The sequence below is a fragment of the Arthrobacter sp. Y3223164 genome (assembly GCF_059091005.1).
On sequence record NZ_JBNHGF010001002.1, the window covers coordinates 1 to 250 of the forward strand.

The following is a 250-nucleotide window of genomic DNA, read 5'->3' on the forward strand; positions in this document are numbered from 1 at the left end:
CGCCGGACCGCTGGCGCTCGACCTGGCCGTCCACGGGCCGCACCTGCTGGTCGCCGGCACCACCGGCTCCGGCAAGTCCGAACTGCTGCGGAGCCTTGTCCTCTCGCTGGCCCTGACCAGGTCCCCGAACACGGTGAATTTCCTGCTGATCGACTTCAAGGGCGGTTCCGGGCTCGGCCCGCTCGCCCGGCTGCCGCACTGCGCCGGCCTGCTCACGGACCTGACGCTGGAGGCAGTCGGCCGATCGCTG

The 250-nt window shown here is 72.0% G+C and carries 1 protein-coding gene; it reads left to right on the top strand.

Annotated features, from left to right (window positions below):
* Positions 1 to 250 (top strand): FtsK/SpoIIIE domain-containing protein (locus AC5RUJ_RS19105; RefSeq protein WP_494156620.1); only part of this gene is annotated, 250 nt, incomplete at both ends.